At 57.9% G+C, this 25938-nt stretch carries 21 protein-coding genes and 2 pseudogenes; 5 read left to right on the top strand and 18 right to left on the bottom strand.

Annotated features, from left to right (window positions below):
• Nucleotides 1-29: 29 nt before the first annotated feature.
• From CIC12_RS20220 to fdhA, 3 genes are all read right to left on the bottom strand, one after another.
• Nucleotides 30-1586: a methyl-accepting chemotaxis protein gene (locus CIC12_RS20220; RefSeq protein WP_238812735.1), complete on the bottom strand. Its 1557-nt coding sequence runs from the start codon at nt 1584-1586 to the stop codon at nt 30-32.
• 94 nt (nt 1587-1680) lie between these two features.
• A complete protein-coding gene (locus CIC12_RS20215) occupies nt 1681-1968 on the bottom strand; it encodes a hypothetical protein (protein ID WP_168666296.1) in 288 nt (95 codons plus the stop codon).
• 52 nt (nt 1969-2020) lie between these two features.
• Entirely contained in the window at nt 2021-3223 is a 1203-nt protein-coding gene (gene fdhA, locus CIC12_RS20210) for a formaldehyde dehydrogenase, glutathione-independent (RefSeq protein WP_168666294.1), read from the bottom strand.
• 486 nt (nt 3224-3709) lie between these two features.
• Between fdhA and CIC12_RS20205 the strand changes: the two genes are divergently transcribed.
• On the top strand, nt 3710-4669 hold the full coding sequence (locus CIC12_RS20205) for a PDR/VanB family oxidoreductase (protein ID WP_168666293.1): 960 nt from the start codon (nt 3710-3712) through the stop codon (nt 4667-4669).
• A gap of 661 nt (nt 4670-5330) precedes the next feature.
• Here CIC12_RS20205 and CIC12_RS20200 read toward each other — a convergent pair.
• The gene (locus tag CIC12_RS20200; protein WP_168666291.1) at nt 5331-6404 is read right to left on the bottom strand and encodes an aromatic ring-hydroxylating dioxygenase subunit alpha; all 1074 of its coding nucleotides are present in this window, start codon (nt 6402-6404) and stop codon (nt 5331-5333) included.
• Nucleotides 6405-6539: 135 nt separating this feature from the next.
• Between CIC12_RS20200 and CIC12_RS20195 the strand changes: the two genes are divergently transcribed.
• Nucleotides 6540-7523: an AraC family transcriptional regulator gene (locus CIC12_RS20195; RefSeq protein WP_168666289.1), complete on the top strand. Its 984-nt coding sequence runs from the start codon at nt 6540-6542 to the stop codon at nt 7521-7523.
• 250 nt (nt 7524-7773) lie between these two features.
• On the opposite strand, the gene CIC12_RS20190 is transcribed toward CIC12_RS20195, so the two are convergent.
• Together CIC12_RS20190 and CIC12_RS20185 are read right to left on the bottom strand one after the other, a co-directional pair.
• Entirely contained in the window at nt 7774-8739 is a 966-nt protein-coding gene (locus CIC12_RS20190) for a 2Fe-2S iron-sulfur cluster-binding protein (RefSeq protein WP_168666287.1), read from the bottom strand.
• Nucleotides 8736-9815 (bottom strand): Rieske 2Fe-2S domain-containing protein, encoded by a 1080-nt coding sequence (locus tag CIC12_RS20185; RefSeq protein ID WP_168666285.1) that lies wholly within the window; start codon nt 9813-9815, stop codon nt 8736-8738. The genes CIC12_RS20190 and CIC12_RS20185 overlap by 4 nt, the downstream gene beginning before the upstream one ends.
• A gap of 293 nt (nt 9816-10108) precedes the next feature.
• Between CIC12_RS20185 and CIC12_RS20180 the strand changes: the two genes are divergently transcribed.
• Together CIC12_RS20180 and CIC12_RS20175 are read left to right on the top strand one after the other, a co-directional pair.
• Nucleotides 10109-10600 carry a MarR family winged helix-turn-helix transcriptional regulator gene (locus tag CIC12_RS20180; RefSeq protein WP_168666283.1) on the top strand — a complete coding sequence of 164 codons (492 nt, stop codon included), beginning with the start codon at nt 10109-10111 and terminating at the stop codon, nt 10598-10600.
• 145 nt (nt 10601-10745) lie between these two features.
• Nucleotides 10746-10883, top strand: a pseudogene (locus CIC12_RS20175) (S-(hydroxymethyl)glutathione dehydrogenase); the annotation flags it as partial.
• Nucleotides 10884-11753: 870 nt separating this feature from the next.
• On the opposite strand, the pseudogene CIC12_RS20170 reads toward CIC12_RS20175, so the two are convergent.
• The 9 genes and pseudogenes from CIC12_RS20170 to CIC12_RS20130 form a co-directional block, all read right to left on the bottom strand.
• Nucleotides 11754-12211: pseudogene (locus CIC12_RS20170) on the bottom strand (PDDEXK nuclease domain-containing protein); the annotation flags it as partial.
• Between the two features lie 1038 nt (nt 12212-13249).
• Nucleotides 13250-14002 (bottom strand): SDR family NAD(P)-dependent oxidoreductase, encoded by a 753-nt coding sequence (locus tag CIC12_RS20165; protein ID WP_168666281.1) that lies wholly within the window; start codon nt 14000-14002, stop codon nt 13250-13252.
• Nucleotides 13999-14862: a fumarylacetoacetate hydrolase family protein gene (locus tag CIC12_RS20160; RefSeq protein WP_168666279.1), complete on the bottom strand. Its 864-nt coding sequence runs from the start codon at nt 14860-14862 to the stop codon at nt 13999-14001. Before CIC12_RS20160 ends, CIC12_RS20165 begins: the two co-directional genes overlap by 4 nt.
• A 187-nt stretch (nt 14863-15049) precedes the next feature.
• Entirely contained in the window at nt 15050-16063 is a 1014-nt protein-coding gene (gene rhaS, locus CIC12_RS20155; protein ID WP_168666277.1) for a rhamnose ABC transporter substrate-binding protein, read from the bottom strand.
• 73 nt (nt 16064-16136) lie between these two features.
• The gene (locus CIC12_RS20150) at nt 16137-17141 is read right to left on the bottom strand and encodes an ABC transporter permease (protein WP_168666275.1); all 1005 of its coding nucleotides are present in this window, start codon (nt 17139-17141) and stop codon (nt 16137-16139) included.
• Complete coding sequence (locus CIC12_RS20145; protein WP_168666273.1) at nt 17134-18174, bottom strand: ABC transporter permease; 1041 nt, start codon at nt 18172-18174, stop codon at nt 17134-17136. The genes CIC12_RS20150 and CIC12_RS20145 overlap by 8 nt, the downstream gene beginning before the upstream one ends.
• Complete coding sequence (locus CIC12_RS20140; protein WP_168666363.1) at nt 18171-19694, bottom strand: sugar ABC transporter ATP-binding protein; 1524 nt, start codon at nt 19692-19694, stop codon at nt 18171-18173. Before CIC12_RS20140 ends, CIC12_RS20145 begins: the two co-directional genes overlap by 4 nt.
• Before the next feature lie 46 nt (nt 19695-19740).
• Nucleotides 19741-20631, bottom strand: coding sequence for an amidohydrolase family protein (locus tag CIC12_RS20135; RefSeq protein WP_168666271.1), 891 nt, complete (start codon nt 20629-20631; stop codon nt 19741-19743).
• A gap of 36 nt (nt 20632-20667) precedes the next feature.
• The gene (locus CIC12_RS20130) at nt 20668-20982 is read right to left on the bottom strand and encodes an L-rhamnose mutarotase (protein WP_168666269.1); all 315 of its coding nucleotides are present in this window, start codon (nt 20980-20982) and stop codon (nt 20668-20670) included.
• Between the two features lie 140 nt (nt 20983-21122).
• On the opposite strand from CIC12_RS20130, the gene CIC12_RS20125 reads away from it, so the two are divergent.
• Nucleotides 21123-22112: a LysR family transcriptional regulator gene (locus CIC12_RS20125; RefSeq protein ID WP_168666267.1), complete on the top strand. Its 990-nt coding sequence runs from the start codon at nt 21123-21125 to the stop codon at nt 22110-22112.
• On the opposite strand, the gene CIC12_RS20120 is transcribed toward CIC12_RS20125, so the two are convergent.
• Genes CIC12_RS20120 through CIC12_RS20110 form a run of 3 tightly spaced genes read right to left on the bottom strand, consistent with a single transcriptional unit; the run spans nt 22060 to nt 25426 of the window.
• The gene (locus CIC12_RS20120) at nt 22060-22842 is read right to left on the bottom strand and encodes an SDR family NAD(P)-dependent oxidoreductase (RefSeq protein ID WP_168666265.1); all 783 of its coding nucleotides are present in this window, start codon (nt 22840-22842) and stop codon (nt 22060-22062) included. The genes CIC12_RS20125 and CIC12_RS20120 overlap by 53 nt on opposite strands.
• A gap of 21 nt (nt 22843-22863) precedes the next feature.
• Nucleotides 22864-24051, bottom strand: coding sequence for an L-rhamnonate dehydratase (rhmD, locus tag CIC12_RS20115; protein WP_168666263.1), 1188 nt, complete (start codon nt 24049-24051; stop codon nt 22864-22866).
• Nucleotides 24052-24103: 52 nt separating this feature from the next.
• Nucleotides 24104-25426 carry an MFS transporter gene (locus tag CIC12_RS20110; protein ID WP_168666261.1) on the bottom strand — a complete coding sequence of 441 codons (1323 nt, stop codon included), beginning with the start codon at nt 25424-25426 and terminating at the stop codon, nt 24104-24106.
• Between the last annotated feature and the right edge of the window lie 512 nt (nt 25427-25938).

The raw sequence follows: 25938 nt of genomic DNA, 5'->3' as shown, positions 1-25938 counted from the left end.
CTACTCCGATCGCGACCTCTTTCTCGGCACTAAGGCGTCGAAGAGCTCAGATCTTCCAACCTGAACGTGCCAATCAGTTCTGCCAAACCACGTGTTTGGTCACGCAGTGCCTCTGAAGCTGCCGTTGTTTCTTCGACAAGCGACGCATTTTGTTGCGTCACTTTCTCCATCTGATTGATTGCTTGATTTACCTGCTCAATTCCCGCGCTCTGCGCTGCGCTCGCAGCGCTTATCTCCACCATAATGTCGGCGACATGCCGGACACTTTGCAGAATCTCGTCCATCGTCACACCTGCTTGCCCAACGAGGTCGCTTCCTGATTCCACTTTGCCCACAGATTGACCAATCAGCGTCTTGATTTCTTTAGCAGCAGTCGCTGAACGCTGTGCAAGATTTCTCACCTCCGACGCAACAACGGCAAATCCCCTGCCATTCTCGCCAGCGCGCGCAGCCTCGACTGCCGCGTTTAGGGCCAGAATATTCGTCTGAAATGCGATTCCATCGATGACGGCGGTAATGTCAGATATCTGTCGCGCCGAACTCGTAATTGCGGCCATCACGTCAATGACCTGCTTGATCGCTGCTCCGCCCTTCGTGGCAATATCGGACGCTGATGAAGCGAGACTGTTGGCATGTTGAGCGTTATCAGCGTTTTGCTTGACCATGCTCGTAAGCTCTTGCATCGATGCAACGGTCTCCTCAAGTGAGCTCGCTTGCTCTTCGGTCCGAGCAGAAAGATCCAGGCCGCCCGTTGCAATTTGCGTTGATGCGTCTGCGATGGTGTCTGTGCCACGGCGAATCCGCCCCACGATATCCTTCAAGTTTTCGTTCATTTCTCGGATTGACCGGAGCATTTGGGCGGTCTCATCGCGGCCAACGACCTCGATACGGCTCGTCAGGTCGCCAGACGCGACACTTTCCGCAACCCGGACTGCCGTCAGCAACGGTTGCGTAATCGATTTTGTAATAACGTAGGCGAAGCATATTCCGATCAGGAGTGCAGCAATACCCATGCTGGTCATCATCCGACGAGCTGAGTCGATGTTGGAGGCCGCCTCTGTGCCATGCTGCGTGCCCAGGTCCTTCTGCAACTTGACCATTTCAGAGATATTCCGTTGCAGCGCGCCCAGAGACGGAAGAGTTTCATCCAACATCGTCCTGGCAGCCTCTTGCCACCTCTCGGCTGCCAGCAGAGATGCGATCGTGTCAGCTGATTTTTCGTAGACGCTCCTCGACGAGTTAATCTTTGCCATCAGTTCCGTCTCTTTCGGCAAACGTATCAACGCTTGAAGAGCCGCAAGCTCAGCTTGGATCAACTTCTGGTTACCATCAATCAAGCGACGGATATCCGTGGCTTTTCCTTTCGCTCCGTCATCGAGAAGGAACAACTCCATAGCGAGCTCTACATTGGCTCTAGTGGTAACGTCGATTGCCTGGGCGGAATTTGATTTGCCCCAATCTTCCTGAACAATCTTGGTGTTTGCCTCCCCAATATTCGTCAAACGTACAAGCCCGACGACGACCAGTGCGATCATCAGCGCTATTACGATGCCAAAGCCCAGACTCAGCCGAGCCCGGACTTTCATATGTGTCAACCTCAATTTGGCTGTTTCCTCGTAGGGCTAGTGCTCTAGCCGTCCCGTATCGCTGTAGCGCCGACCGAGCATCGCCTGCGCGTCGCTACGCGCAGGTAACAAACACCAACGCTGCTATACCACCGACAAAGCCCCAAAACTGCACATGGCATCGACTAGCGGCTTTCGCCGCGACTGTGCATGCTGTGGCGTAGAACAGCCCGACCAGGGCGATTGCCACGAGCATCATTCCGCACCAATCCACAGCGAATGACTCGAGCGAAGCATCACCGATAAACCCGTAAAACTTTAAATGCAAGAATTCACCGAAAATGCCCAATGCGAGAAAGAATGCCGCTGCGACAGCCGACCGGGAAAGAACTGCCGTGACCATGATTCGTATCCTTTTCGACAGCGGGGAGCAAAGGGCACCCTACCCTCTACGCTTATGCGGCTCTCTGGATGAGCCCGTGGGGATCGATGACAAACTTCTTCGATACGCCCGAGTCAAACGCGGCGTAACCCTGCGGAGCATCGTCGAGAGAAATCACGTTCACGTTCACAACCTCTGCAATGTTGATTCTGTCCCACAGAATTGCTTGCATAAGTTGCTGGTTGTACTTCATCACAGGTGTTTGACCGGTGAAGAAGCTGTGCGACTTCGCCCAACCCAGACCCAACCGAACCGAAAGGCTTCCTTGCTTGGCCGCAGCGTCGACACCGCCCGGATCATCGGTCACATAGAGGCCAGGAATACCCACGCGCCCCGCGACCTTTGTGATCTCCATCAGAGAATTGAGAACTGTGGCGGGGGCTTCGAGTTGCGAGCCGGAATGTCCATGTCCGCGAGCTTCGAAACCAACGCAGTCGATTGAACAATCAACCTCGGGTACAGCCACAATCGCGGCGATCTGCTCACCAAGCGACGCATCTTCGGAGAGGTCCACGGTTTCGAAACCCACCGCACGCGCGTGCGCAAGCCGCGCCTTGTTGACGTCACCAACAATCGTGACTGCAGCCCCTAGCAGTCGCGCCGACGCAGCCGCCGCCATTCCAACAGGACCAGCGCCGGCGACGTACACGACGGTACCCGGGCCAACGCCCGCCGTGACGGCGCCATGGTAGCCGGTGGGCAAAATGTCGGACAAGCAAGTGAGGTCCCTGATCTTCGCCATAGCTTGGTCACGATCAGGGAATTTCAAAAGATTGAAGTCGGCGTATGGAACCATGACGTACTCAGCTTGACCGCCGATCCAGCCGCCCATGTCCACATAGCCATAGGCACCGCCGGGACGAGCCGTGTTGACCGTCAGGCAAACACCCGTGTTCTGCGCCTTGCACATCGGGCACCGGCCGCAAGCAACGTTGAAAGGCACCGACACAAGGTCGCCCTTCTGAAGGGTAGTGACGTCCGCCCCTACCTCGACCACTTCCCCGGTAATCTCGTGCCCCAGCACCAATCCAGCGGGTGCGGTAGTGCGACCACGAACCATATGTTGGTCCGAACCACAGATGTTGGTAGACACTACACGCAGAATCACGCCGTGGTTAGCCTTGCGGCCCGACGGGTCTTTGAGTTCAGGAAAGTCGATGTGACGAACTTCAACTTTCCCCGGTTCAACATAGACAACGCCACGGTTTCCCGCCATATCCGTCTCCTGTTTGGGTTTTCAACGCACGCGCAATAGCAGGTGGGCTTGTGCGTGCTGGAACTCTGTTTGCCCCAACAGGATGTTCGCGCCGTTGCCAGGCGCCATCACCTATCTTTGGATAGTTCGCCTGAGCCGGGGAAAGCTTGTATGGAGAGAGCGGCACGCTATCGAAGGATAGGTGCTGGGCACGTCCAAATGCTGGAATCTGGGATATCTGCCGAGTTTTCGGTATGTCGAGAACGGTACTTACGCTCTCTTGGCAATGAGGATGCGCATAAGCCGATGCAGCGGCTCGTATCCCTCCATTTTCATGCGCGAGGTGCCGTTCGTGTACGACGTCAACGCCGTTGTCGACCTTGATCCAGCGGCCGGAACGCCTTTGATCTGTGGAGCAGACGCTGTATTACCGTAGTCGGTTCGTTACCTATAGCCACCCTAAACAGAGGGAATCCGCTGGGCGGATTCTCGTTCTAGAAGCCAGAAATGTCCACCGGATACATTGACACTGTCGTTGCCGCGATTCACGCTGAAGCCAAGGATATCCTGCGATATGACCTCGTGGATGCCCAAGGGCACGGTCTACCGCCTTTCGAACCAGGCGCTCACCTGGAAGTCTATCTTCCTAACGGTCTGATCAGACACTACTCACTCTGCAATGACTTCCAGGACGTAAGTCACTACTCGATCGGCGTCGGACTTTCACCTACAAGCCGTGGAGGCTCCAAATATCTCCACGGCGCGTTAAAGGTTGGCGACCGTCTTCGGGTTAGTACGCCTCGCAACAATTTCCCGATCGATCAGAGCGGCGAGCACTTTACCTTTATCGCAGGCGGGATTGGCATCACCCCGATCCTTGCCATGATCCGTTGGTGTGTGGCTCATGGCAAGCCGTGGCAACTTCATTACCTCGCACGCAGTCGACTCCGTGCGGCATTCCTCGACGAGCTTCAGGACTTCTCCCAGCAGAACGTTCACACACATTTCCTCGACGAGAACGCAGGCAAAGCACTTGATGTCGACGTCGCCGTCGCCGCTCTGCCCAGCGATAGTCACATCTATTGTTGCGGCCCTGCCTCGTTAATGGAAAGCGTACAAGCTGCAGGCGAGGTATCGCATGGGCATGAACGCATGCACTTCGAGTGGTTTGGAGGCAAAGCTCCGAACAGTGGTGATCTCCAGAGCTTCAAGCTTGTGCTGCGTAGCAGCGGTGAGGAACTGGAAGTGCCGGCGGACCGCAGCATACTTGAGGTGCTGGAGGAAAAAGGTCACTGCGTGCCCTTCTCGTGCCGTGAAGGGCTATGCGGAAGCTGTGAGACGCGCGTACTTTCTGGGACGCCAGATCATCGAGATTTTATTCTCTCGGATATTACCCGCGCCGAGGGTAAGAGCATGCTGATTTGCGTTTCACGCGCCAAGACCGCAGTGCTCGAACTTGACATCTAACCGCACGATACGGAATGGCGATGTGACCTTCGTCTCAGCACACTTCCAAAAGGAGATCGACGCTCCCGGCGTCGGACGCGAAGAGATGTCGTTACGTCAGATGGTGAGCGCAATGCCCTGATTCATGAATTCTCATACGCAATTGTCGCAGTACGCGGCCTCGACACAGCGTCGCATTGACTTTATATAAGTCACGCAAAGAAGGTAGGTTCCTCATGAACTGCGAATCGCATCTAATGCGATTTCTGTATCAAGGACATGGGATTTTGAAGGAGACATTGATGGGAACCGCTGACAAGTCTTTGCGTTTGCTGGTCGAGAAATGGCTTGGTCCCACTTCGTCAACGCCAGTCCGGGTCACCGGATTCGGTCGCATACCATTGGGTCAGAGACGCTATGTATGCGTTGAGACATTGCGACCGGCTGGCGCGCTGGCTATCTATTTCTTCCGGCACGACGACGGTACGTGGTGTGTGTTTCCGCCTGCGCTAAACCATCCGGCGATGGGCATGATACGGCACGCCGCGTGAAGTCAGTATCTGCTGAGAAAACGGGAAATAACCACTTTCGTTGTGCGTTGAGTTTATAACTCATCACAGCAGCGACACGCAAAAAATGCACCGCAATCTTCTGACTGCGGTGCATTGCTAACGGCAAGTTGTTAAGCTACCACGGAAGCCGAATTCAACTGCGGTTGCGCTTCTTCCTTGATCAACTTGTCCAATACCCAACGCATTTGCGAAAGCGCATTGTCGAACGCAATCGCGACCTGCTTTGCATTGGGCGCCATCTTGAGATTGTGTGCCTGAGATTCAATCATCAGGCGATCCTCCTCAAAGGCCATTCGCGCAATTGCAATCATACCGTCCGCGAGTTCGTCACTGCAGCCCGCCTGTGCATGGACGTTTGGTGCCCACGAGAAGAAATAACGTGACTGCTCATCCCCACATGGCGTAATCGCCTGGCAAGTGACGTCACTGGTAATCGGTTGTATTCCGGTAGGCGCTCCACCATTGAATTTGTCAAGCGTCCCTTGAGGATAGCTTGATGAGTACATCACCATGACGCCTGGCACCAAATAGTCATAGTGGCTCCATAGGTCAAGAAGTTCACAATCCGTAACCCCCCTGATGTGGTTGGGGATGGGCTGATTCGGAAGCCACCGTTCGACCCGCACGCCACGCTCAAGTCGTGTCACCTTCGGACGAATATGCGCCCAATCGGACCCAACGCCGAAGCTATTGGGGTGAAGGAAAGTGAGGTGGGAGAAATCGAGCAGGTTATCGTTCACGAGCTGATAGTTCGCGGCGTATTCGATGCTGCCAGACCGGAAAATCCAGTTCGGGTCGTCGTGTGCCACTGCTGGCGGGATCAAATTCTCGTCAGCGAGCGCCGGATCACCCATCCAAACCCAGACCCAGCTATACCTCTCGGTCACAGGGAAACTCCGAACACAAGCTTGAGGCGGAATAGCATCCTGGCCAGGAATCTCAACGCATTTCCCGCTGCTGTCAAACTTGAGCCCGTGATACATACAACGTACGGCGTCGCCTTCCTTACGTCCAATCGACAGCGGCGCAGAACGGTGACAACAACGATCTTGCAGTGCTGCTACCGTTCCATCCTCCTTTCGGAAAAATACCAGAGGCTCGTTGATAATGGTTCGTGCAAGTAAGGTATCGGCTTCGATTTCGTAGTTCCAGGCTGCAACATACCAGCAGTTGCGGAGGTACATGGGGAGTCTCCATTCAGGTCTTGTGTTCATGTCGCGGAATCGCGCATTGAATGCCCAGTGTATGACGCTTACCCTATCTACTCCATGCTAGACTGAGACGAATTTCGGCTGATTCCATAACCCTCTCAGAACGCCATGGATTTGCTCGGCGAAGTGTTGCTATCACTAAAGGTTGCGTCTAACTCCGGTGGCATTTATGCGTTGGGTAAGGACTGGGGCCTGGCTGTGCCCAAGATGCCATCGGCTTACGCTTACGCATTTTGTTGCATCGACACTCCTTTCTGGATTTTGCGCGACACTCCCCCTCCGCTCGAATTGCAACCCGGTGACTCGATTCTTGTGCTCCACGGAGCGAAGTTCCGGATCGCATCGTCTGTTGACGCCGACTGCGTCGAACTTTTTGACTACTGGGAGGAACACGAACTACCGAAACTGCTTCCCGGCGCCAAACAGACGGCCCCCATCGCCGGGCTTAAATTGGGTGATGAACCAAGGCAAGGCCGCTTGCTCAGCCTTGCCTTCCTCCTCCAGGACGCGGGAGGGAATGCTCTTCTCAGTGCGTTACCTGATGTAATCTTGCTGCGGGGTAGCGCTCGTGGCTTCTTCCCGTGGATAGGCTCAATGCTCGAATTTTTAGCTAATGAGCAGACGTCGGCAACGCCCGGCTATGTCGCGACGGCAACGCATCTTGCCGAGCTAATCTTCACCAGTTTCATACGGGCCCACGCTCTTTCTTTGCCCAGCGATTCGGTTGGCTGGCTAAGAGGTATTGCCGACAAGCGGATTCGGCATGCGCTCGCACTAATTCATTCGAATGCCGGTTTTCCGTGGACTACGGAAGCGCTTGCCGGGGAAGCTGGCATGTCCCGTCATACCTTCGGGAGAAGGTTCGCTAAGCTCGTCGGACAATCACCAATCGAATATTTGATCGACTGCCGAATGCAATTAGCGGCGGAGAAAGTGATGGAAGGTAGGCTATCGATTGCACAAATAGCAGAAGTCGTTGGCTATGAGTCTGAACGCGCTTTTCGAGAAGTTTTCAAGAAACGATTCGGGCTACCGCCTCTGCGCTACGCCAAAGTTCAGGCCCAGCTACAAAGGGACGCTGCCCGTCACTAACTGCATTCACGTGTTACGCGAATATTATCGTCTGAGGCTGTCATTGTTGTCACGATTCCACCGGTGTCGGCCGATCTCATGAAGCCGTTGGCATTCTCGCTTCAGTTCGCGGGGAAATCCTGAAATGCGTCGTCACCCGGGCCGGCGACGACGCGTTTAGCTCCTAGTTGCTCGACCAGAATCGGCCAAGCACCTGAGTTGGCGATTAACAGCGCGGAAGTCACACAATGCGTCTAGCCATGCTTCCGGGCTACAGATCCAGGACGAGCAACGTCGACTTCGATCGGGAACAGCATGGCATAAACTGGTCACCCGATGCCCTCTCTTCTTCCGTCAGGTAGGAATCGCGATGATCAGGTTGACCTTCCAATACCCGCGTCAGACACGTGCCACATACGCCCTGTTCGCACGACGTGAGTATTTCCACGCCATGGGTAGCCAGAGCTTCGACGACAGTGCTTCCTGCCGGAACGTCAACTACAGCGCCGCTGCTGGCCAATCGAACCTGGAAAGGCGCGTCACCCTCTAGCTTCGTGACTGTTCCGCTAAAGAATTCATAATGCAACCGGTCCTCAGTCCACCCTTGTGCGCGGGCTGCAGAGAGTACTCCATCCATAAACCCTCTTGGACCGCAGACATATAGATGTGTGCTCTCCTGCTCTTCTGTCAATGTCGAAGTTAGATCGAATCGTTGCGAAGCGTCGCCGTTGTCGTAGTGAAACTGGACGCGATCACAAAAGTCTGATTCGGAAATACGGGCGATGAAGGCCGTACGGCTCTCGCTGCGTGTGCAGTAGTGCATGTCGAACGACTCCCCTCGTGATGACAGATACTCTGCCATGCTTAGAATTGGCGTCACTCCGATTCCGCCCGCCAGGAGTAAATGACGCGTGGCGTTTTGTTCGATTGCGAAGTGATTCCGGGGAACGCTGACCTGCAGAAAGTCTCCCACATGGACGAGATCATGTATGGCTATCGAGCCACCTCGACCGCCGGCGTCTCGCAGCACGGCGACTTCGTATCGGTCCGCACTCCCCGGATCACCGCACAGGGAATACTGACGCACGAGGCCGCCAGGCAAATGGACGTCGATATGCGAACCAGCGGTAAAAGCGGGCAGAGATGTCCCATCAGGATTTCTGAGTTCAAAGCCGCAGATATCCTGTGCCTCGACCCACTTCCCTGAGACCTGTACTGTCAACGTCTCGTTGTTCACGACGCCTCCGACGCCCGAGCAATCGGGATGATCGGCTGGCCGACAGAGGACGTGCGCTCCGCTGCAAGCAAGCGGTCAATGACCTTACGCGACAGTACACCGCCCGCATCGATGTTGAGCTTGAGAAGATTGCGGTCCGGCCACGCATCGAGATTGCGCTGCTGCCGTTCCAGCATTTCGAGGTCTTCGGCAAAGATCTTCCCTTGGCCCTCCTGAATCTTCGCGGTCAGCTCCTCGTCCTCAGGACGGAAATTCCGCGCCATACCCCAGAAGTACCAAATCGAGGTCTCAGTTTCCGGGGTGATGAAGTCGACTACGATGGACGACGCCTTGCGATCGGCGGGAGCGATATAGCCGCCGTGCCCAGCGTGCGCAACGCCGACCTCAATCATCACGTGGCTGGGAGGCGTGAATGTACAGATCTGCCAGCGGTCGACTGGCACGTCGTCGGCGAGGCCATTGCCGCGCAAAGCCATCTTCCAGAACGGGGGAGCCGTGATATTTTCCATGAATCGGCTCGTGACCACTTGATCGCCTTTGTTAACGGTCTTCGGAGGCGCGTCGTCAATTTCCTTTTGTCCAATGCTGTTCGCGTGGACGTACGTTTCGTGCGTCAAATCCATCAGGTTGTCGATCATGAGCCGATAATCGCACTTGATATGGTAAAGCCCTCCACCGTGTGCCCAAGCTGGATCCTCCGCCCACGGGAGACGGTGAATTTCGTTTGGCTCCGCCTGCGCCGCATCACCGGGCCAAACCCAGATAAAGCCGTAACGCTCTACGGCAGGATATCGCCGAATTTGCGGGAAACCACCAACGCGCTGACCGGGCATGCCCGTAGTCTTCCCCTCACAGCCCATCTCGAGGCCGTGATAACCGCAGACTAGCGTACCGTCGCGGACAAATCCAAGAGACAACGGCGCCCCTCGATGGGGACAGAAGTCTTCTAGAGCAGCGACCGTCCCGTCTCCCGACCGATAAAACACGATCGATTCACCGCAGATCTTGCGCCCAAGGGGCTTTCCGTCAATCTCATCGGGTGTGCAGGCGACATACCAGACATTCTTTAGGTACACGTTAATCGTCTCCGTGGGCTATTCGTTCGTGGGGAGGGGTGCGTCCAGAATTGACATTCCGTACACTGAATGGTCGCACTAAGTACACTCACCCCTCGTATGCGAGAGATAGTCTCCCGCCTCACGAGGGGTATCACCTATCTTTGGATAGGGTTCTTCGAACTGTGTTTCCTCGACGATACACACATGCGAATTACACAATTCGAACTATTGACTGGCTACGCCTTACTTTCCCGAAGTTCTAGTCCTCTATGTAAATCTCGGTAGCGGCGAACAGCAGGCCGCAAAACCACATGGAAAGCACAAACGCGAGCAGTTCGTCATCCCCAAACCTTGAACTCTACGAGGAACCCGGGCATCTCATTCGTCGCGCTCACCAAATCGCGGTCGCAATGTTCCACGAGGAGCTCGGTGGTTTGGTGACGCCCGTGCAGTACGCTTTCCTGCGCAAACTCTATGAATGCCCGGGACTAGATCAGGTGACTTTGGCTCAAAGAGTTGCGCTAGACACATCTACGACGGCCGACATGGCTGCGCGCCTTGAAGCAAAGGGCTGGATAGTCAGACAGATGCTGCCACGACGGCAGCGAAAGTTACTTTTGACGCCATTGGGAGAGGAGTTGATCACTCGCCTGACACCGAACGTTAAAGGGTTGCGCGATCGCCTTCTCGAGCGGATGGACGAGAAAGATGCGGGCGAATTCATCCGACTGCTGGGTGAGTTCGTTAACCTAAATAACGAACAAAGTCGCGCTCCTCTTCGAATCGACAACGAAGTTCAATAGGAAACAAACTCGGTTTGATATGCAGTCCATGGAACGATCTCTCAGAGATTCATGAATGACGTCACCGCCCCTAACATCTGTTAGTGTACGCTAACGACTGCTCTTACATTCCTCGATTTACTTTCCCTTTTTGCAAAGACGGTTTATGAAATCATGTGCCGCTGTAGCGTTTGCCCCGGGCAAGCCCCTTGAGATCGTAGAGATCGATGTTGCGCCACGTCGCGAGGGCGAAGTGATCGGGAAAATCACCCACACAGGCGTTTGCCAGACTGATGGCTTCACTCGTAGAACGAAGGAAAGTTGTCACCGGCCAAGGGCTGTTGGGACGAGGTCGAAGCCTCCGAGTCGATAGTCATCTGAAAGGCCTCCTTTGCCGCCCCCAAGGTAAGGGGCGGCAAAGGTCTACAGTTGCGGTGCGAACCACCAACCGACCTGTCAGGAGGCGCATATGAAGTATTGCGCTATCGATCTGCACTCGAACAATGCCGTGGTCGCTGTGATCGACGACCAGGATCGCGTGCTCTGGCGACATCACCCCCAACTGCAACGATTCAATGCCCATAGCCGTCACTGCTCGCGGAGCGGTTTAGCTCAAAGGAATTTTTTGCCGAGCAGAAACGGCTTCGTCCGCCATGCCCAGGCGAGCTCAGTGCGCCGTCTCCGCTCCGCAAAAATCCTCTGGATTAGAAGCACTCCGTTTAATGCGGCAAACTGCACAACTCCATGAGTAAGGTGGATGAGAGTTCGGGATCCAACGTTCAAGGCACGAGAAGGCCGCTCGTTCCCGCAAGACGTGTTTCCGATTCCGGGAATCGAAGTGTCCGGCGTGACCGACCGTTGCTTTCTGTACATTGCTGAAATGCGGAAACCGGGAACTCATCCGCTCATGCCACGCCGGCTAGCTGACGGTGATTTTCACCCCTTCTCCGCCAGCGCGATTGACGGACCCGGCCGGGCATTGACGGCCATCCATCGCTTTGCAGGTCGGGCGTATCGGGATGAGGTCCACTGACGCCAGGCAATCCCTCAAGCAATGGACGACCGTCCGTTACCGCATGCAATAGAAGTCCGGAAGGGGGGAGCCTGCTGCGCGCTCGCGGACTCGCCCGCTTGGAGAATGTGCGTCACAAAACGGCGTGCAGGCGGCATCCAGTCACGGTTCGGCCTCGTCGCTATCGCCGGACAGCCTCCGTTGCTCGAGCGCTGCGCGCGTGCGTTCAAGTTCCTGTGTAATCAGCGTTTCGTCGGGCAGTACAGCCTGGTACTCGGTGGCCAGGATCTTGCTCGGCAGATTATCGAGCGCGTCGCGTGCCTCGGCCGCCTCTTTCTCCGCACACAGGATTAGCCCGGCCGGCGGATTTTGGCCAGGCTTCATCCAGTGCTCACGCGCGTGGTTCAGATAGAGATGCATCTGGCCGGCGTCCGCGTAGCTGAAACGCCCGACCTTCAGGTCGATGATGACCCGGCATTTAGGCGCCAGTGGAAAAACACCTGCTCGCCCCTGAACCAGGTGTCGTCGACCCGCAGGCGTCGTTGGCGGCCGACGAAGGCGAAATCGTCACCCAGTTCTAGCAGGAAGTCTGTGAAGTGGTGGATCAGGGCTTCCTCGAGACGTAGTCATAGAACATGCGGGGTACACGACCCTCCGCCAGAACGCGCAAATCTTCAATACAGGTAACGGTAGGCATAGTCTCTATCGGCGGGTTCTCGGGAATAACAACGATTTTCACAACTGTGTCACGTCAGTCATAAGTCTCTCGGTCCGCGCTGGAACAAGGGGGCAGACATAAAAGACCTCGGTGGGCTCTGACAAGGCAACTGCGCCCATGCCGGTTTTCCCACGCTGTCTCGCCAGAATCCGGCAATGTGGACGGAAAAGTCACTTCTTTACTTCTCGATCAGCAGCAAGCCATTGGTTTTTTGTTGAATGCCGAGCCGAACGGCGACTACCCGGGCGCAGAGAAACGAGATGTGGTCGCGAGTGCAGGCGCCCAAGGCGAGGAAGGCTCTGGGTCGAACATTCACGTGCTCAGCAGTCGGCTCAGACGAAGTATGTCGGGCAGACCGAAGTCCCGGACGTCCAACCCTTCCTGCCCACGCGATACTGCTGCGTCGCGTGCAATCTCGAACGCAACAGACCGTTCCCGCAAGAGGGCCCCCAGACCGTCGACAAGAAGCTTTGTTTCCTGTACAGACAACAAGTCGGCAAGTCCATGTCTTTGTTTCAACACTATCTGCTCCGAAGTGAGATCGTCCCCTACAGCGTCGCTTCCAGTTGTCGCCGGAAATCTTTATTGCCAGGCGCATGTGCTTCATGCCTTACCCGGCAACTCAGACAACCGCCAATAGTCCAGCAATTCCCGAGCAGCCACAGACACATAGACACGTCCGCGTTGCCTCCAAAGCCTCGGGATCGGAACGAAGCACCGATGCCTGCTTCCTCCCACGAGCACCGTCCACAGCCAAGCCTCGATAGATGCCGAATGGTCGACGCTGCGGCACTCAGCTCTTCATCGATTTTCTTCATTCCAGAAAGAGCGGTTGCATTGGCTCGTTTAGAAGCAGACGATAGTATTCTTGACGTGGCTGCGCAGCCTGTTGTTATTTGGCCGTGTCGAGAAGACTGTTGCTTCGTCGACGACGTCGAGATCAGTAAGTCGTCCGACCTCCGGAGATGTCGAAAACCGCACCCGTGCTGAACGCGCAGTCCTCGGAAGAGAGCCAGAGAATGAGCGACGCCGCTTCGTCGGGCTCCAGCAGGCGATTCATTGGAATCTTGGACAGCATGTAATCGATGTGCTGCTGGGTCATCGAGGCGAGGATCTCGGTCTTGGCCGCTGCGGGCGTCACCGCGTTCACCAGGATGTTCTTTGTTGCAAGCTCTTTGCCGAGCGACTTCGTGAGACCGATGACCGCGGCTTTCGATGCGCTGTAATGCGAGGCGTTCGGATTGCCTTCCTTTCCAGCAACGGATGAAATATTAACGATGCGGCCATAGCCCTGCTTCAACATCTGCGGCACGACCGCGCGACACGTAAGATACGTGCCAACAAGATTTACATCGATCACCCGGCGCCACACGTCTGGCGCGAGTTCCCACGTCGCACCGTTGCCGCCCGTAATGCCCGCGCTGTTGATCAGCACGTCGAGGGAGCCGTGTTTCTCGACGGTAGACTTGACTGCTTCATCCACGGACTCTTCCCGTGTAATGTCGACGGTCGCCGTCGACACATTTCCCAGTGGCGCGAGTTCAGCCCGACTCTGTTCCAGTCGTTGGGCGTCAACGTCCCACAGCGAGACAGACGCCCCCGAGCGTAGCGCCCGCTCAGCCACCGCATAGCCAATGCCCCGCGCCCCGCCGGTGATCGCCACGGTACGCCCATTCAGATCGATCTGGTTCATTCTGCCTCCGCAATATTCGTGTTCACTGTGCGTTGCTGCTGTTCGCCGAGTCCCGCGATGCCGAGCCGCATGGTCTGTCCTGCTCCCAGATAGACGGGTTCGGGCTTCTGCCCCATGCCTACACCCGGGGGTGTCCCGGTAGAGATCACATCCCCCGGCTGCAGGCTCATGAACTGACTGATGTAGGAGACAAGCGTCGCGACATCGAAGATCATCGTGCGCGTGTTGCCCTCCTGATACCGCTTGCCGTCCACTTCGAGCCACATGTTCAGGTCCTGCGGATCGGCGATCTCGTCACGTGTGACCAGCCACGGCCCAATCGGTCCAAACGTATCGCAGCCTTTGCCTTTATCCCATTGTCCACCGCGCTCAATCTGATAAGCGCGCTCGGAGACGTCGTTCACGATGCAGTAGCCGGCAACATGATCAAGCGACTTCTCGCGACTTACATAGCGCGCTTCCTTACCGATTACCACGCCCAGCTCGACCTCCCAGTCGACCTTCTGCGCACCGGGCGGGATAAGCACATCGTCGTCCGGCCCCGTAATCGAGCTCGTCGCCTTCATGAAGAGAACAGGCTCCGTGGGAATCGCCATACCAGACTCTTTCGCGTGATCCGAATAGTTAAGGCCCACGCAGACGAGCTTACCCACGCGTCCTACGCAAGGACCAAAGCGTACCTTTCCCTCGACGACGGGCAGGCCGTCCAGCTCAAGCTCCGCGAGCTTTTGCAGTCCCTCAGGGGTCAAAGCCGCGCCTGCGACGTCCGTGACATGCGCGGACAGGTCGCGCACGCGCCCTTCTGCGTCCAGTACCCCGGGCTTTTCCTCACCGGGCACCCCAAAGCGTACAAGTTTCATCTGTCGTCTCTCCTTTAAATGTAGGTTCAATGTGTCTCACTATCGCGCGCGCCGGCGTCGGGACAATCCGGTTACCGCAAACGCCGATAGCCATTACGAATTTTCACGAGCTGTGCTTCGCGCCTGCGAAGGCAGATAGGTCATCGGCACGAGGTGGAACACGCGCTTCCCATGCCGACGACGCCCATCAGAAGTTGTACCTGTCGATGTTGCTTGCGTCGAACGTGGTGGGCGGCCCGAGAATCACCTCACCATCCTTGCCGATCGTGCGCTTTCCGAGCTTGCCGGCGTCAAACGATTCGCCTTCCTTGCCGGTGATTGTGCCCGACGCAAGATTCGCCGCTGCGTACGCCGCAAGGTACCCGAGTTGGCCCGGATCCCACAGCTGGAATGCCGTGACAGTGCCGTTCTTGACAAATGAGCGCATCTGATTCGGTGTGCCGAGACCGGTCACCGCTACTTTGCCTTTAGCCGGCGACGACGAGATATAGCGTGCAGCCGCCGCAATGCCGACCGATGTCGGTGCGACAATGCCCTTGAGGTTCGGATACGCCTGGAGCAAGCCCTGCGTTTCGACGAATGACTTCTGGTCATCGTCGTTGCCATACGCGATCTTCACGAGCTTCAGTTTCGAATATTCCGGTTTCTTCAGTTCCTCCTGCATCCACTTGATCCAGGTGTTCTGATTGGTTGCGTTTGGCGTGGCGGAAAGGATCGCGAACTCGCCCTCGCCGCCTATGAGTTTTGACAGGAGTTGCACCTGCCCGCGCCCAATCGCTTCAGCGTTCGCCTGATTCACGAAGATCTGTCTGCCTGCCGGTCCCGTATCAGAATCGAATGAGACGACCTTGATGCCTTGTGCCATTGCCTTCTTGAGGTAAGGCACGACAGCATTCGCATCGTTCGCGGCAATTACGATCGCGTTTTGCCGCTGCGTGATGAGCGTATTGATGTACGACACCTGCGACGACGCCCCCGCATCCGAGGGCCCGACGACCTTGCCTTCTCCCTTGAACTCCTTGATGGCCGACATTCCTCCATCGTCGGCAATGACCTCGTAGGGGTTGTTGATCTGCTTCGGCACGAAGGCGATTTTCAGGCCGCTCTTGATCTCGGCGGCGTACGCGGTGAGCGAAACGCCCGCCGCGACGATCGCCACGGCAACGAATGCCGCGCGGGTGGATCGAAGTGTTCTTTTCATGTCTGACGTCTCCTGTGAGGGCGGTGCCTCCGATGATTGGACGGCTCGCGAAGAGTTGATTTTCAGAGCCGCACTATGACGCCCGCGTGAGCAGACGCTTTTCCCGCATCGCACGCCAGCGCGCGACAAGGTTTGGTATCAACACCGACGAGAGCAGCAACACGCCGGTGACGATCGTTAGGGTTTCACTCGACACATCGGCGAGCGTGAGGGCGTTGCGCAGTACACCGATCACGAGCAGCGACAACAGCACACCGATCATCGAGCCGCGACCGCCGAAGATGCTCACCCCACCGAAGAGCACCGCGGCAATCACCGATAGTTCGAACCCTTCGCCGTTATCGCCGCGTGCGCTGGTAAAGCGCAGCGTGTAGACGATGCCCGCGAGAGCCGCCATCGCGCCCGACATCATGAACAGCCTGATCTTTGTCTTTGCAACGTCAATACCGGAGAACTGAGCGGCCGTCTGGTTCGCACCGATTGCATAGAGGCTGCGACCGAAGGGTGTCGCCTGCAGCAGCACTGCAAACCCGATCGCGCCAAGAATCACCAGAACGAATGGCACCGGTAGAAACGAGCCTGCGACCGTGTCGATGCCGAATGCGGTATAGGCTGCCGGAAAGTCCGCGACGGCCTGGTCGCCAAGCAGCACATAGGCGAGACCTCGAAACAGGGCGAGCGTGCCGATAGTGACCGCGAGCGAGGGCAGGTTGAAGCGCACGATCACGAGCCCGTTGAGCAGGCCCGCAAGGGTTCCGACCACAAGCACGATCACAATGACGAGCGGCATCGGGAGCCCCATGTGCCACAGTACGCCCATTAGCGCGCTGGATACGCCGAGCACGGAGGCCACCGACAGATCGATTTCCGCCGCGACGATGATTAGCGTCATCGGTAACGCAATCAGCGCGATCTCAGTGAAATCGGCCAGCATGTTCGAGAGATTGGCCGCCGACAGAAACAGCGGCGAAAGCAGGCGTCCTGCCGCGACCGATGCAATGAGCACGGCGATGAGCATCGTCTCCCATGACGCGTGGCGGCGCTTCGTGACGGACAGAGCGGAATCGGGTTTAGCCATGGTCGCGTTTCCTCATCATGCGCTTGGCGACGGAGCGCGCCAGCAAAGTATCGAGCGTGATCGCCGTGACGATCAGAGCGCCCTGGATGGCCTGCTGCCAGAACGGTGATACGCGCAGCACCACGAGGGCAATGTTGATGACACCGAGAACGAGTGCGCCAAGGGTCGCACCCGTGATCGTGCCGACGCCACCTGTGATCGCCACACTGCCGACCACCGCTGCCGCGACCACTTGCAGTTCAATGCCCTTGGCGGTGCTGGCATCGACGGTGCCGAAGCGCGCGAGCCACAGCACGCCGGCCAGCCCAGCGATTGCACCGGAAAGAAGGAACCCGATCATCACGCGCCTGTCCACATGGATGCCCGCCAGTCTCGCGGCCTCGGGATTCGAGCCGATCGCGTAATGCTCGCGGCCTCCCCGGTAGTGCCTGAGATACACCGAAAGCGCGACGAGCACGACAAGCGCGATCAGCACGAGATTGGGGACGCCGACAGTCGAGCCGGTCGCCAGCAGCGCGAAGGCATCCGGCAGACTCGTCGCGTTGATCTGGCCGCCGTGGACCCACGCATAGTCGGCGCCGCGCACGATATAGAGTGTCGAGAGCGTGGCGACCAGCGAGGGCACGCGGCCAAAGGTGACCAGTGCCCCGTTCACCGCTCCGATGACGAGCCCGATGCCGACCCCCGCCGCGAGCGCGAGCAGGATCGGCATGTGCGGATACGCGACAAACAGGCTGCCGACGCCGTAGGCGCTCACACCGACTACCGAAGCAATCGACAGATCGATGTGGCGCATCAACATGACGACGGTCATACCTGCCGTGAGCAGGCCGATGATCGATACATTGAGTAGTACGTCGCGCAGATTCTGAAGGTTAAGGAACTCTGGCTTGACGGCGGCCGTCGCGACGATGAGTGCAATCAGCACGGCAAAGAGCGTCGCCTCGCGGCTCCTCGCAATGACCGCAACGATGCTGTGCCGCGCGGTCTCCGGTTGACTGTCTGCCGGTATGGTGGAAGTGTTCCGGATCATGCTGCCTGCCCCAGTGCTTGCGATGGCGCACCAAGTGCCGCGCTCATCACCCGCTCCTCGTTGGCATCGGCGCGAGCGATATCGGCGCTGATGCGGCCTTCGTGCATCACCAGAACCCGGTCGGCCATGCCAAGCACCTCGGGCAGCTCGCTCGAAATCATCAGCACGCCCAGTCCCTCATGCACCAGCTCGGACAGCGCGCGATAAACCTCCGCCTTTGCACCCACATCGATACCGCGTGTGGGCTCATCGATGATGAGCACCTTCGGGTTGGTCGCGAGCCACTTGCCGAGCACGACCTTCTGCTGATTGCCACCCGAGAGCGTGCCGACCGGCGCGTCCAGGTCGCTCGCCTTCAGACGGAGGCGCTTGCCCCAGTCGGCGGCCAGCGTCGATTCGCTTTTGGCGGTGATGAGCCCATGCCGCACCAGACGGCCCAGTACGGTGAGCGACGCGTTGCGCGCAATCGACAGCTCCAGTGCAAGACCTTGTGCACGGCGATCTTCCGGCACGAGCGCGAGGCCGGCACGCACCGCGCGCGCCGGATAGCCGAGCGCGAGCGGCTTGCCCGCGATCTTCACCTCCCCCGCATCCACGGGGTCTATGCCGAAAATCGCACGGGCCACCTCGCTGCGCCCCGCGCCAACGAGCCCCGCCAGCCCAACGATCTCGCCGGCCCTTACCTCGAACGACACATCCTTGAAGACGCCTATGCGCGTCAGGCCCCGCACCGAAAGCACGACCTCACCCGGCTTGACCTCGGCTTTAGGATAGAAAGTGTCCAGGTCGCGACCGACCATCTTGCTCACGATTGCATCTACCGTCATATCGGGGGTGAGCGCGTCGAAGACCTTGGCGCCGTCGCGCATGATTGTGAGACGCTGCGTGAGCGCGAACACTTCATCGAGCCGATGCGTGATGAAAAGGATCGCGACGTCACGCTCGCGTAGGGCACGCACGATCGCGAAAAGTCGCTCGACCTCAGGCAGCGAAAGCGCGGCTGTCGGCTCGTCCATGATGAGGACATTCGCATTGAGCGACAGCGCCTTGGCGATCTCCACCACCTGTTGGTCCGCGATGGAAAGGCCGCGCACGAGCTGCTGCGCGCGCAAGTTCACACCGAGCGAAGCGAGGAGCGTATCCACTTCGCGACGCATCTCGTCGTAGCGGATCCGACCGGCGCGATCTACCGGCTGACGGCCCATGTAGATGTTTTCCGCGATCGAAAGATCGGCGAAGAGCGTAGGCTCCTGGTAAATGACGGCTATTGCGGCATCGCGCGCTTCGCCGGGATTGCTGAAGCGGCGCGGCTCCCCGTCAATGAGCATCTCGCCCGCATCGGGTTGATGAACGCCCGCGAGAATCTTCACGAGCGTCGACTTGCCCGCTCCGTTCTCACCGAGCAAGGCGTGAACTTCGCCCGGCCAGAGTTGAAGGCTGCCATCGGTGAGTGCCCGCACGCGGCCAAACGACTTGCTCGCGTGACGTAGCTCCAGCCTCGCTACTTGATGACTCGACATGCTTGTCTCCTGTCTTTTGGATTTTTTTGTGGCGGTTCGGCGCCATCTATATCCTGTAGATGCGCTCCGCATTGCGCCTGAAGAGCGCATCCTTTTCAGCGTCGCTCGCATCGGCGACGATTGACGCATACGCGTTCCACAACTTCGTATAACTCGAAAACAGCCGATCGACCGGAAAATTCGACGCAAACATCGCGCGAGCGGTGCCAAACGTGTCGATGGTTTCCAGCACGTAAGGTCGCAGGCTCTCAACAGTCCAACCGTGATCGAACATCGCGAGGCCGCTGATCTTGACCGACACGTTGTCGCACGAGGCAAGGATGCACATGCCGTCACGCCAGGCGCGATAACCTTCGACTGACGACCGGTCCACAAACATGCCCGCGTGGTTGACGATGAATTGCGTATCGGCATACTCCTTTGCGAGCGCTGCGGCATCGCGCATCTGCGACGGATAGAGTTGAAGGTCGAAAGATAACCCGTGCTCTCGCAGTAGCGCGAAGTTCCTGCGCCACGTCGGCTCGTGCATGTAGTGACGGCTTACATAGTCGTAGAGCGGATTGGCATGCACATTGAGGATCTGACGAATGCCGCGCGTGTTTGCGAATGCGGCATGTGCTTCCAGCACCTGAGCTGCGTTGTCGGCTGACAAATCAGCCCCGGCGACGATTCCGTTCGGCATCCCTCTGCCCTCGCTATCCGCGATGCCCTGCAACCAGCGCGTCTCCTCGACCGGGTCCGCCGGATCGTGGTTTGCATCGACGTGGACGAGCTTGAGGATCTCGATTTCGCCCGTCTCGGCGAGCAGGTCGCCGATCAGGTAGTCATGTTTGAGACTGCGCGCATCGCCGACGAACGAAGTCCGCGGATTGGCGAGCCACGGGTAATGGTGGGTCTTGAGGTCCCAGAGATGGATGTGCGGATCGACGACCTGCATGAGTCACTCCTCCGGCCGTTGCCGATTCAAAAGAACTCAGGGAAGATGAAACATGGGAGCGAGCGGTGTCACGACGGGTGAATGGTCAGCCTGCGTGTCCATCAGGTCCGCCATGTAGTCCCACCACTTGCGCATGATCGGAAGCGACGGCAATTGGTCCATCGAGTGTGCGGTATCGCGCTTCAACGTCGCGAAAAGTGCGCCGCTTGCTTCGTCGAGAAAGATCCAGTAGTCGTGGATGCCGGCTGCGCGCAGCGCATTGGCAAGTTCAGGCCAGATTTCGTGGTGACGCCGTTCATATTCCGGGCCCATGCCGGACTTGAGCGTCATGCGAAACGCGATTGTCTCCATTGCGACGACCTCTTAATGTTGTCGTGAGGGCTCTCTGCCGGAACCTCGTTGGATTGACTATAATCCGCATCTGATAACACAACAATCCGCATTTTTAATCGGCCGATCACGTTATTGCATCGCACGAAGGACGCGGAAAAATGGACTCGACCTGTGGTCAGCTCGCCCTCGTCAACCGCCTGAAATTCAGGCATCTCGCCTTGCTAGTCGCGCTCGACGACGCGCGCAATCTGCATCAGGCCGCTGCGGAGGTGCACATTGCACAACCCAGTGCAAGTCGCATGCTGTCTGACATTGAAGAGGCATTCGGTTTCGCCCTCTTCGAACGGAATGCACGCGGCATGCAGCCCACCGCACTGGGCGCCACCATCGTCGCCTACGCGCGCCGATCACTTTCCGAACTCACCCGTTTCGCGGCCGATCTGGAGATCAAGCGCCGCGGCGGCCATGGCCAGCTTACCGTCGGCGCGATCATGGGCGCTGCACCCGATGTACTCGCGATGGCCGTTGCTGAAATGAAAGTGGAGCGGCCGTTGCTCAACGTGCGCATCCTCGGAGAGACGAGCGACCAGGTCGTGCAGCTTTTACATCGCCGCGAAGTGGACGTCGCGCTTGGGCGCCTCACTAACCCGCTTTTGCATAACGATCTCGACTTCGAGCCGCTCGCCCGTGAGACCATGCGCCTCGTCGTGCGCGCCTCGCACCCGCTTTTGCGTGCCGAGACCGTGAGCCTTGACGCGTTAATGCCGTGGCCCTGGATCTTGCAGCCGATTACGAGTCCCGCCCGCAACCTCTTCGAGGAGGAGCTGGCCAATGCTGGTCTTGCGACTCCCGCGAACGTGGTCGAGTGCGCGTCGATTTTCGCGACGCTGCAGCTCCTGCAGAACAGCGATGCGGTCGCGATGCTGCCCGAGTCCGTGGTTCGCGATTATCTGCGCGCGAAGATCCTCGTCCAGTTGCCGCTCGAGATCGGCAAGAGCCTGGCGGGGTTTGGCCTTTTACGCCGAAAGGAAGAGCCGCTCGCCGAACCGGCCGAGTACTTCATTGCGCTCTTGCGCAAATACTCGGCGGCGACCGTTACTGGAGGTTCACGAACAGTCCCCCGTCAACGAGAAGCGACGCACCCGTGACATAGCGTGCGCGATCGGACGCCAGGAACACCACGCACTGCGCGACGTCGTCGGGCGCGCCTAGTCGGCCCAGCGGGATGCGCTTTTCCATATATGTTCGCTTCTCCTCGTCGGCGAGGTCTTCGGCGTTCAGATCCGTCGCAATCGTGCCGGGCATGACCGAGTTGCATCGAATGCCATAGGGTCCGAGTGCGATGGCGCACGACTGCATCAGCGAATGCACGCCCGCCTTGGTTGGCGTGTAGTGCGTCTGCATGCCGCCCCCGACGAGGGCGCTAATGGAACTCGTCGCGACGATGGAGCCGCCAGTGCCCTGCGCTTTCATCTGATTTGCAGCGGCCTGCGTTACGTAGAACGCGCCGTTCAGGTTGACGGCGACCGTCCTCTCGTAGACCGATGGCGGCATGTCAAGGAACGCATGGAAGGGACAAATTCCCGCATTGCTCGCAAGAACATCGACACGCCCTAACGCCTCGACCGTGCGGCTCACGAGTTCGACACCCGTAGCAGGTTCGGCCACGTTACCTTCCACGGCGATCGCGCGTCGACCGAGCCCTTCGATGTCAGCCAGCACTTCCTCGACGGCCGAGAGCCTTCCGTAGGACTTATCGTTGTCGCCCCAGTAATTAATAGCGACGTTAGCGCCTTCTTTCGCGCAAGCGACGGCGATTGCCTGACCGATGCCGCGCGAGCCCCCAGTCACAATTACAACTTTTCCTTCGAGAAGCATGGCGTTCACCTCGAGGCAGGGTCAGTGAGTGTATGGACGGGCCAGCGCGCAATCCGGATTCAGTCGAACTCCGAAGCCGGGGGCGTCGAGTGCAGATGCCTTCATTCGACCATTCACAGGCACCGGTTCGTCGAGCAATTGCGGATCGAACATTGGGACGATCTTGTCAGCGCCAGGCGACATATTGAGGAACTCCGCGAAGGGACTATTGTGTCGCGTGATGACAAAGTGGTAGCTGTAAACCGACGATCCGTGAGGGACAACGAGCTTGCCATGCGCATCGGCCAGTGCCGAGATTTTGATTAGCTCAGTGATGCCGCCGCACCATCCAACGTCGGGCTGAACGATGTCGCAGCAGTCCATTTCGAACAGCATGCGGAAACCCCATCGGGTTGCTTCGTGTTCGCCCGTGGTGACAAGCATCCCGCGCGGCACATTCTTGCGCAGTTCGGCGTATCCCCAGTAATCGTCTGGAGGAAGAGCCTCCTCGATCCACTTCAAGCCAAACTCGTTGTAAGCAGTGGTTGCAAAGCGGGTCGCGTATTCGACGTCCAGGCTCATCCAGCAGTCGTACATGAGCCAGAAGTCCGGGCCGCACTTGGAGCGCATATCAGCGAGGAGCTCGAGATTCTTTCTCATTCCCTCTCTGCCTTCCGCTGGACCGTGATGCAGCGGAAGCTTGCCACCGATGAATCCTTGTTCCTTTGCAAAGTCAGGTCGAGCGCCGGTCATATAGAACTGGAGTTCATCCCGCACGGGGCCGCCTAAAAGCGCATGCACCGGTTCCTTGCGCACTTTCGCGAGCAGATCCCACAGCGCGAGATCAACGCCCGAAATCGTATTGAGCACGATGCCCTTACGGCCGTAGTAAAGCGTCGAGAAGTACATCTGATCCCAGATCTTCTCGATGTCAGTCACACGCTGACCTTCAATGAATCGCGCCAGGTGTTTTTCGACGATGAACGCCCCGATTTCGCCGCCAGTCGTCACTGCAAAGCCGACGGTGCCATCGCTTGCCTCGATTTCGACGACCAGCGTTCCCAGCACGTTGATCCCAAAGGACTGACGGCTTTGGCGATACTCCGGGTATCGCGCCATGGGCGTCGAGATGTGATCGTCAATCCAGTGGCCCTCGGCTTGATCGTGATAGTCGGCGCCGGCTCCGCGGACCGTGAAGGCGCGAACCTGGCGGATGGTTGGCATTGACATGAAGTGTCCTCCTTGAGTGTCGCTCGAATTTGTCGCAGGTGTGAACTTGTCATCAGGATCCCTTTGTCGCGGTGGCGCCTGCATAGTCGACGACGCTGGAGCTTCTGACCAGGATGAAGATGGCGAGCGCCGCGAGCAGGCTTGCGGTTCCCAGCAAGACCAACCCCGCGCTATGCGACGCGAACGCCTGTTCGGCGGCGTTGCGCGCCATCGGCGCGAAAAAGCCTCCAAGGCTGCCGAGCGAATTGATCAATGCGATTCCGGCTGCCGCGGCTGCGCCCGCAAGACGACGAGTCGGAAAGGTCCAGAAGAGCGGTTGCGCAGCGATGAAGCTGCTTGCGGCGATGCACAGCGCAATCAGGGAAACCACGGGCTGGCTGGCGATGCCGGAGATCGCAATGCCGAAGCCTGCTGCGACGAGGAGCACGATTGCCATGCCTCGATGTGAGCCTGTACGTTCCGCATAGCGCGGGAAAAACCACGTGGCCGCGAGTGCACAAAACCACGGAATCGCGGTGACGATACCCACCTTCAGGCCGACTTTCGTACCGAGCAGCGCGGACACCTGCTGCGGCAGATAGAAGATTACGCCATACACCGAGGCCTGAATCAGAAAGTAGATCAGCGAGAGGCCCAACACGCGTGAGTCGACGAGCGCAGAAAGTACGCTCTTCGGACCATGCGCTGTAGCGTTCACCGCGTCCTTCTCGATACGCGTTGTCAAGAAGGTCCGCTCGTCGTGTGATAGCCACTTTGCACGGCTCGGCTCGTCGTCGAGATACCAGAAGGCGCATATGCCTACCAGCGAAGCAAGACCTCCTTCGACCAGAAAGAGCCACTGCCAACCCGCGAAGCCAAGCTTGCCGTGCAGATCAAGCAGCAGGCCCGAGAGCGGACTGCCGAAAATGAAGGCGAGCGGCGCACCAAAGTAAAACACGCCCAGCGCCCTTGCTCGCGATGACTGAGGAAACCAGCGCGTAAGGTAATAGATGATCCCTGGGAAAAAACCCGCTTCAGCGGCACCCAGAGCGAACCGCAAGACGTAAAACGCGCTTGCGGAATGCGCGAACGCCATGGCCGCGGAGATCACTCCCCAACTTACCATGATCCGGCACATCCATAGCCTGGCGCCGACGCGATGCAAAATTAGATTGCTTGGCACTTCGAGCAGCGCATAGCCTACAAAAAAAACGCCTGCACCAAACGCGAAAGCGGTATCTGATAGACCAGTGTCCTGTTGGAGCGCTTTCTGTGCGAAGCCGATGTTGGCGCGGTCCAGGAATGCGAGTACGTACATCAGTAGCAAAAATGGCAGGAGGCGACGCATCACCTTGCCCGTGATAAAGGCGTGCTTTCCACCGTCCGACTGTTCCATGCCTGTGTCTCCTTCGCCCTTCGTTTCCGAGGCGCACCCCGCAGGTTTGTGGGCTTGTGTCGAACCAATATAAAGCTGCCTTGATGCGCCGACAATCCGATTTGGCGATAGGCCGATACCAAAAGCGAATCGACGGGTGCCATGCCGGCGTCGGGGGATTGAGAAGGCCCAGCTTTGCGGCGCAACCACGAAGCACCGGTAATCAGAATTCTTGAACAACGATCTTCTCCGTTCTCGGCGCGGCCCCATCATTGCGCCTAAACGGGGACGTTCGGGACAAACCGGCAGAAAATTAGTCAGCCGAAACGAAAAATGGTAAGCATCCGTCGACCCGTCAACAAAGGTTCAGAAACGAAGCGTCGGATAGCCCGAAACAGCAGGCGTAATTGCAAAGATGAACGGCATTTTCACGATGCCATAGACAGTGGCCGCTGCCGAACACCCCGGGTTGCAAGGTTCGAGATGAACAGTGCTCGTTAATCGAATGATGGCAGGCAGATCTTCTCGGTCGT

Origin of the sequence: Paraburkholderia sp. SG-MS1 (assembly GCF_012275575.1) — a bacterium.
Taxonomy (GTDB): Bacteria; Pseudomonadota; Gammaproteobacteria; order Burkholderiales; family Burkholderiaceae; genus Paraburkholderia.
Note: the sequence above shows the minus strand (reverse complement) of the source record. Positions and strands in the feature narration are given on the sequence as shown.

What these genes read in the sequence shown, in the direction of transcription:
- CIC12_RS20220 (WP_238812735.1), bottom strand. Translation starts at nt 1,586, where the DNA reads ATGAAAGTCCGGGCTCGGCTGAGTCTGGGCTTTGGCATCGTAATAGCG.
- CIC12_RS20215 (WP_168666296.1), bottom strand. Translation starts at nt 1,968, where the DNA reads ATGGTCACGGCAGTTCTTTCCCGGTCGGCTGTCGCAGCGGCATTCTTT.
- fdhA (WP_168666294.1), bottom strand. Translation starts at nt 3,223, where the DNA reads ATGGCGGGAAACCGTGGCGTTGTCTATGTTGAACCGGGGAAAGTTGAA.
- CIC12_RS20205 (WP_168666293.1), top strand. Translation starts at nt 3,710, where the DNA reads ATGTCCACCGGATACATTGACACTGTCGTTGCCGCGATTCACGCTGAA.
- CIC12_RS20200 (WP_168666291.1), bottom strand. Translation starts at nt 6,404, where the DNA reads ATGTACCTCCGCAACTGCTGGTATGTTGCAGCCTGGAACTACGAAATC.
- CIC12_RS20195 (WP_168666289.1), top strand. Translation starts at nt 6,540, where the DNA reads ATGGATTTGCTCGGCGAAGTGTTGCTATCACTAAAGGTTGCGTCTAAC.
- CIC12_RS20180 (WP_168666283.1), top strand. Translation starts at nt 10,109, where the DNA reads ATGGAAAGCACAAACGCGAGCAGTTCGTCATCCCCAAACCTTGAACTC.
- CIC12_RS20165 (WP_168666281.1), bottom strand. Translation starts at nt 14,002, where the DNA reads ATGAACCAGATCGATCTGAATGGGCGTACCGTGGCGATCACCGGCGGG.
- CIC12_RS20160 (WP_168666279.1), bottom strand. Translation starts at nt 14,862, where the DNA reads ATGAAACTTGTACGCTTTGGGGTGCCCGGTGAGGAAAAGCCCGGGGTA.
- rhaS (WP_168666277.1), bottom strand. Translation starts at nt 16,063, where the DNA reads ATGAAAAGAACACTTCGATCCACCCGCGCGGCATTCGTTGCCGTGGCG.
- CIC12_RS20150 (WP_168666275.1), bottom strand. Translation starts at nt 17,141, where the DNA reads ATGGCTAAACCCGATTCCGCTCTGTCCGTCACGAAGCGCCGCCACGCG.
- CIC12_RS20145 (WP_168666273.1), bottom strand. Translation starts at nt 18,174, where the DNA reads ATGATCCGGAACACTTCCACCATACCGGCAGACAGTCAACCGGAGACC.
- CIC12_RS20140 (WP_168666363.1), bottom strand. Translation starts at nt 19,694, where the DNA reads ATGTCGAGTCATCAAGTAGCGAGGCTGGAGCTACGTCACGCGAGCAAG.
- CIC12_RS20135 (WP_168666271.1), bottom strand. Translation starts at nt 20,631, where the DNA reads ATGCAGGTCGTCGATCCGCACATCCATCTCTGGGACCTCAAGACCCAC.
- CIC12_RS20130 (WP_168666269.1), bottom strand. Translation starts at nt 20,982, where the DNA reads ATGGAGACAATCGCGTTTCGCATGACGCTCAAGTCCGGCATGGGCCCG.
- CIC12_RS20125 (WP_168666267.1), top strand. Translation starts at nt 21,123, where the DNA reads ATGGACTCGACCTGTGGTCAGCTCGCCCTCGTCAACCGCCTGAAATTC.
- CIC12_RS20120 (WP_168666265.1), bottom strand. Translation starts at nt 22,842, where the DNA reads ATGCTTCTCGAAGGAAAAGTTGTAATTGTGACTGGGGGCTCGCGCGGC.
- rhmD (WP_168666263.1), bottom strand. Translation starts at nt 24,051, where the DNA reads ATGTCAATGCCAACCATCCGCCAGGTTCGCGCCTTCACGGTCCGCGGA.
- CIC12_RS20110 (WP_168666261.1), bottom strand. Translation starts at nt 25,426, where the DNA reads ATGGAACAGTCGGACGGTGGAAAGCACGCCTTTATCACGGGCAAGGTG.